The 6,487-nt window shown below is 39.5% G+C and carries 2 protein-coding genes; both read right to left on the reverse strand.

Going from position 1 to position 6,487, the window contains the following annotated elements; all coding sequences use genetic code 11:
• Positions 1–2,756: autotransporter outer membrane beta-barrel domain-containing protein (locus ACFIK0_RS08565; RefSeq protein WP_375663821.1), on the reverse strand; the 2,756-nt coding region annotated here is incomplete at its 3' end.
• Positions 2,757–3,413: 657 nt separating this feature from the next.
• A partial coding sequence (locus ACFIK0_RS08570; RefSeq protein ID WP_404977324.1) for an autotransporter outer membrane beta-barrel domain-containing protein occupies positions 3,414–6,487 on the reverse strand: 3,074 nt, incomplete at its 5' end.

Consider the following 6,487-nt stretch of genomic DNA (forward strand, 5'->3'; position numbering starts at 1 on the left):
GTTCTGATATTGGCTAAGAGTGCGTTTTGTTTAGCCATATCGGTTAATCCACTATAGAAGAGAGCATTTGGCATGACCAAATAGCTTGCTGTTTGTGGTACAGGTGCAACGGTAGGGATATTTGTTTCAGGATCAGGATTTGAACCAGAATTGGAGCCAAGCAGTTCGGGTTGCAAACGGAAATCCCAGAAATTTTCATTCTTTTCATCAAAGAGGTTTTGTGCAATATCGGCGTTGCCTTGGCTTGAGTCTGGTCCATAGGCACGTAGTGTATACATATCTGGTAAGCCACCTCTTGTGGTATAGCCATTTACCAGTTTGAAAGAGTTTTCCTCTGCTTTTCCAGAAACTTGAATAAGTGAAAGACCCCGGACATTGGCAGCAGCAGAGGTATTTGCTTCGATATTGTTCTCTTCTAAGCGCCCCGTGACATAAACTGATGTGTTGCCAGAGACATCCCCATGGATCAAAAGCCTATCGGTTTTTTGGTCATTTATTGCAGCACCATCACTCCAAGCCGTGTTGAAGTAAATCTTTGCATCACCCGTTGCATTGTAGACTTCTTGCGTGTCTGGTTTACCAGAACCTATATGCAATGTTTGGTAATGATCTTCTGTTGGTCCATTAAAGATAATGGAGCTGTTATCGAGATTAAGCGTGGAAATATCAGAACGAGATCTTTGAGCGATATCAAGGAGATTGCCATCATCATCTTTTTCATTTTTGCTGATTTTCAACGTCCATTTTGTATTGTTTTTCAGATCAAAGTGCACATTTCTGTCTTTAGCAATATTTGCTCTGCCCTCTAGAATAGACTGATCTGCGCTTAATGTGAAGGTGCCGTTGGAGATCGCTTTAACCTCTTTATCATCCCACAAATCTTTATCTTTCCATGACGCTTTGTCCCAAGCAATACCATTTCCTAGTAAAACATCGGCATGGACTTCTGATTTTTTAAGATTAACTGTGCCGATTGATGGAGCTGTAGCATCTTCGATGCTTTTTTCAACAACAGCTCCAATGAACATTCCTGTGCCATTTTCAGCATGAAGCTCTGCATTGGTCAGATTGATCTCATTACTATGATATTTTTGTGGATCATGCGAGCCATTTGGATTATCATCGGAGAAAGTTGCGAATTGTAAACCGGCAACTTCTGCTGTGGCAGAAACATCTGTCAGATCAATATGTCCGCCATTTATTACAACCAGCGCAGCCATTTTTGCTTCTATTTTATTTTTCTTCCCATTCTGAGGAGTGTCGGATTGGGTATCTAGACCTTTAGAATTAGTATCAATAGCGCCATTAACCATCTTAATTGTGCCATCTTCACCAGTAGCGAGACCAATACCAACGTTTTGAATAGTTGTTTTGCCATTTAATTCAACTATACTATCGGCCTCCCAAGTACTTACACCAACGGTTGGTTCTTCGGACTCACTACCGGTTATTGTTAAATCTCCGGTAATGATTTTACTTCCATCCTCTGCATAAAGACCTTCATCAAAATTTTGAATGGTTGTTTTACCCGTTAACTGAATTTCACTCCCAGAGCCCGCTGTCCATACACCAGATCGTGCTTCATTGGGGTTGTCATTAATTGCTTTACCACCGACTATTGTTAAATCTCCGCTGGTAATTTTACCACCATTATAGGCTCCAAGACCGTACGAAACTTTTTCAAAGGTTGTATGCCCCTTTAATTGAATTTCACTATTGGGATCAATGGCTATTATACCAGAAGTGCCGTATTCTTGGTTTTCATAAGCAGTTATTGTTAAATCTTCGCTGGTGATTTTACCACCTTTTTCTGCTCTCAGTCCGTTTCTAACTTTTTCAATGCTTGTTTTGCCTTTTAATTCAATTATGCTTCCAAAGCCATGGGCATTTGCACCGTTTCCGAAGTTATCGGTTGTTAGAGTAACATCCGTAATTTCAATACGTCCACCATTTTCTGTAAGTAATGCGCCTTCATGTCCATTCAAATTTCCTCCTATGACAGTCCCTCCTTTCATTGTGATCTTGGATTCTATACCATCTGCATGGAGTGCATTACCCTTAGATGATGCGACTGTAACATTGTTGTTTAAAGTAATGGTGCTGCCGTTTCCAGCATATACCCCATCAGTTTCCCCATCGAGTGATCCTCCAGAGATTGTTATTGTTGAGTGATCCTCTGCAAATATGCCTGTTAGTGCTTGAGTAACGGTTACATTGTTCAAGGTTACTGTGCTGTTTTTAGCACTTATTCCTAAGGATAGTGAACTGTTATCGTTTTCACTCGATATTACCACGTCTTCCAGCTTGTTTTTTTTACTCTTACTGTCAGAAAAGGAAGCACCAGTGCTAGATAAAATGCCAGATGAGGAGGCACCCATTCCAGAATATGTAATTGTTCCCTTAGTCATTTGAAGTGTAGCACCGTCTTTAGCTTCAAGTCCTAAGAAAATACCAGAACCAGTGCCTTTAATGGTTGTGCCATCCAGTAACTCAATCGCACTGTTAGCACCTTCTGCTGTTACAGCATAGACGGTTTGGTTTGTGCCTTGGTTTATATCTTTATTCGTAACAATGGTTAAATGTTTTCCAATGATTTTGCCACCGTCTTTTGCGTGAATAGTTTCGTAGGTTTTATCGGATACTTCTTGTTGTTTTCCCTCAGAAACTACGAGGGTTTCAGCATGTGCACTGAACTGGATATTGAATAGGATGATAGCGGCTGCAGCCGTGCATGATAAAAGGGATGTTTTATACACTAGTATTCTCCTTATGATAGCCCCCAAATATTCATTTCCCCGCGAACTTCATAAGAAGAAGTGAAAATGGATAATTGTTATTAATTTCAGTAATTGTCTTTATTTGGTAAGACATTTTTGGTTTTTTGTCAAAATTAAAAAATAATTGATATTAATTATGTCTAATACAAAATGTATTTATAATTGATTTTATTTAAAGAATTATAATTTTGAATATTATTATTCAGAGAAATATTCTGAGATACTGATATAGTGGTACCATGACATCTTTTACGTGATGGTAGGGATTATTATATGACGCAAATTGGGATTATGAGGGAACAAAAAAGGATGTAGAAGAAGCTAGTAAAAAAGCTAACTTACTTGGGCTTAAAGTGGGTTTTCATCTTTCAACACAGTGGTATTAATTTATTTCTGATAGACTTCTCTTTTTTTCAAAGTAGGAAGTACTCTTCATCCACTGGGGATGGAAGTGCTCTGTTGCGTTTGTTGTGTCTTGTCTTGGGGATTTTCGTAAAGAACTAAGTATTAAGTATAAAGAGGGAAGGGTGCTTTAAAAGGAAAAAGGATGACTTTAATGTACAAAAAAGGCAGCATATTGTGCTGCCCTTTTTGTTAAATTGAATAGAATGAATAGGCTATTTTTACAGCCTTGATTTAAAACTGATAGCGTATGCCACCTGAAAAGCTTGCACCACTTATACCAGTTTTCTGAAGCTTTTGTCGATAGCTTACATCACCGTAAAGAGAGAAATTGTGAGACAGTTGTGCATTGATGCCAACGCCGCCCTCAATTGCTGTTCCCATGGGATCAAGGTCAAAATCTCTGCCAATCTGGATGGTACCATCATCACCAAAGGTTTTGATCAAGTTTGCTTTTCCATAGAAGGAAATGGCAGGACCATTTTCAGTGGTCATAATGGTTTTGGTTAAACGTCCACCAACACGGATCAACCATTGAGAAGGATTGTTCATATCAATTTTTAAATTATCAGCATCTTCAATGGTATCAAACATCAAATGTTGATAAGCAAGTTGTATTTGGGGCTCGAAGGTTAAACCTTCCATTCCGGTAGAAAATTGTTTGCCAACGGTGGTGGAAATACTCAACATTTTTACATTGTTCAATTTCGCGGTTTTACCAATGATAGCATTGGTGATATCGCCCTTTATTATCCCATAGGATAAAAGCGTATCGATATAGAAACCACTGTCATGTTGTACACTACCATAGGCAGTGAGAGACCATTTATCTAGGGTGCTTTTACTTGCATCCTGCATCTCTTTTGGAGTGAAAGACAGCTGCCCATAGGTACCTAAAAGACCAAGATGTGTAGTAGTGCTGTGCCCTTCTAACGTAGTCAATGCAACCCCACCTTGTATAGCAGCGTAGCGAATATCAGCACCATAACCATATTTAAGGGGACCGCGTTTCGAGGATAAGGTTCCTGTACCCCCATAGGTAGAGAGGAAGAAACTGTTTTTTAGATTTTTCTGCTCTCCCAAGACTGTTGTTCTCATATTGGCTAAAAGTGCATTTTGCTTGGCCATATCGGCCAATCCAGTATAAAAGAGGGCATTTGGCATAACCAAATAGCTTGCCATTTGTGGTACAACTGCTCTTACTTTTGAATCGGGGTCAAAAAATTCAGGCTGCAAACGGAAATCCCAGAAATCTTTATCCTTTTCATCGAATAAGTTTTGGTTAGCATTGGCTTTGCCATAGCTTGAGACTGGTCCATAGGCAGTCAGCGTATATTTATAAGGAGTTCCTCCTATGGTGGTATAGCCATTTTTCAATTTAAAGGAGTCTTCTTTTGCTTCTCCAGAAACTTGAATAAGTGAAAGTCCACCTATATTTGAAGGATCAGAGGCATTTTCTACACTCTCTTTATCCCCTGAAACACTTTTGACATAAACTGTTGTGGTGCCTGCTACATCACCGTGAATGAGAAGCCTATCGGTTTTTTGTGCATCTATTGCAACACCATCACTCCATATAGCGTTGAAATGAATTTCTGCCTCACCAGAGGCATTATAGACTGCTAGAATGTTCGGTATTCCAGATCCTATATGCAATGTATGATAATGATCTTCTACCGGTCCATTAAAAACAATAGAACTATCATTTAGATTGAGCACAGAAATATCAGAACGTGACCTTTGAGCAATAGCAAGCAGTTTTCCGTCATCATCGGTTTCTTTTGTACTGGTTTTCAATATCCATGTTGTCTTGTTTGTCAAATCAAAGCGTACAGTTCTGTTTTCTGCAATTTTTGCTCTTCCCTTTAATACGGAGTGATTAGCATTTAATGTAAAAGCAAAATTATTTTCTTTAGTTGAAGCTTTTGCTGCTAATAAAATATCGGCACTGATTTCTGAATTTTTGAGATTGGCTATACCGATTGATTGGTCTGCGTTAATTCCAATACTATTTTCAGTGCGAATCTTTGTATTTGTCAAGTTGATTTCTAAGGCATTATCGTCCTCGGATTTATCAAATGTTATGCCACTGTTTTCTGCTGTTGCAGAAACATTTGTTACATCAATATATCCGCTATTTTTTAAAACAAATGCTGATCCTTTTGCTGCTACGGTCCCTCCATTCATTTTAATTGTGCCACCGTTTTCTGCATAAAGTCCGATGAAAGTATTGCTAATCGCTGTATTTCCATGCAATTCAATTAAGCTGTAAGGATTGCTGGCAGCTGCACCGTATCCGTTGCCATCCATCGTTGTTAGAGCAACGTCTGTGACCTTAATATGTCCACCGTTCATTGCAAACAATGCCATGGTTTTCGCAGTTACTGTTCCACCAGTCATTATAATTGTGCCACTATTTTCTGCATCAAGTCCGGTTACAGCATTATTAATTGTTGTCTTTCCATATAATTCAATCAAGCTTTCAGGATCGGTTGCAGCAGCACCATAGTTACCATTTGTTGTTGTTAAAGCAACATCTGTGACTTTAATATGCCCACCGCTTTTTGCAAGCACTGCCACGTTTGTTGCGGTTACAGCTCCTCCCGTCATTGTGATTGCACCACTGTTTTCTGCATTGAGCCCGATGAAAATATTATTAATCGTTGTCTTTCCATCCAATTCAATCAAGCTTTCAGGATCGGAGGTAGCTGCTCCGTATCCGTTGCCATACATCGTTGTTAGAGCAACATCTGTGAGCTTAATATGTCCCCCGCTTTTTGCAAGCAATGCCATGTTTGTTGCGGCTACAGTTCCACCCGCCATTGTGATAGTACCACTGTTTTCTGCATTGAGCCCGATGAAAGCATTATTAATCGTTGTCTTTCCATCCAATTCAATCAAGCTTTCAGGATCGGAGGTAGCTGCTCCGTATCCGTTACCATACATCGTTGTTAGAGCAACATCTGTGAGCTTAATATGTCCACCGCTTTTTGCAAGCAATGCCATGTTTGTTGCGGCTACAGTTCCACCCGCCATTGTGATAGTACCACTATTTTCTGTATAAAGTCCGATGAAAGCATTATTAATCGTTGTCTTTCCATCCAATTCAATCAAGCTTTCAGGATCAGTGGTAGCTGCTCCGTATCCGTTGCCATCCATTGTTGTTAGAGCAACATCTGTGAGCTTAATATGTCCACCGCTTTTTGCAAGCAATGCCATGTTTGTTGCGGTTACAGTTCCACCCGCCATTGTGATAGTACCACTATTTTCTGTATAAAGTCCGATGAAAGCATTATTAATCGTTGTCT

This window comes from Bartonella sp. CL63NXGY, from assembly GCF_042194905.1.
GTDB lineage: Bacteria > Pseudomonadota > Alphaproteobacteria > Rhizobiales > Rhizobiaceae > Bartonella.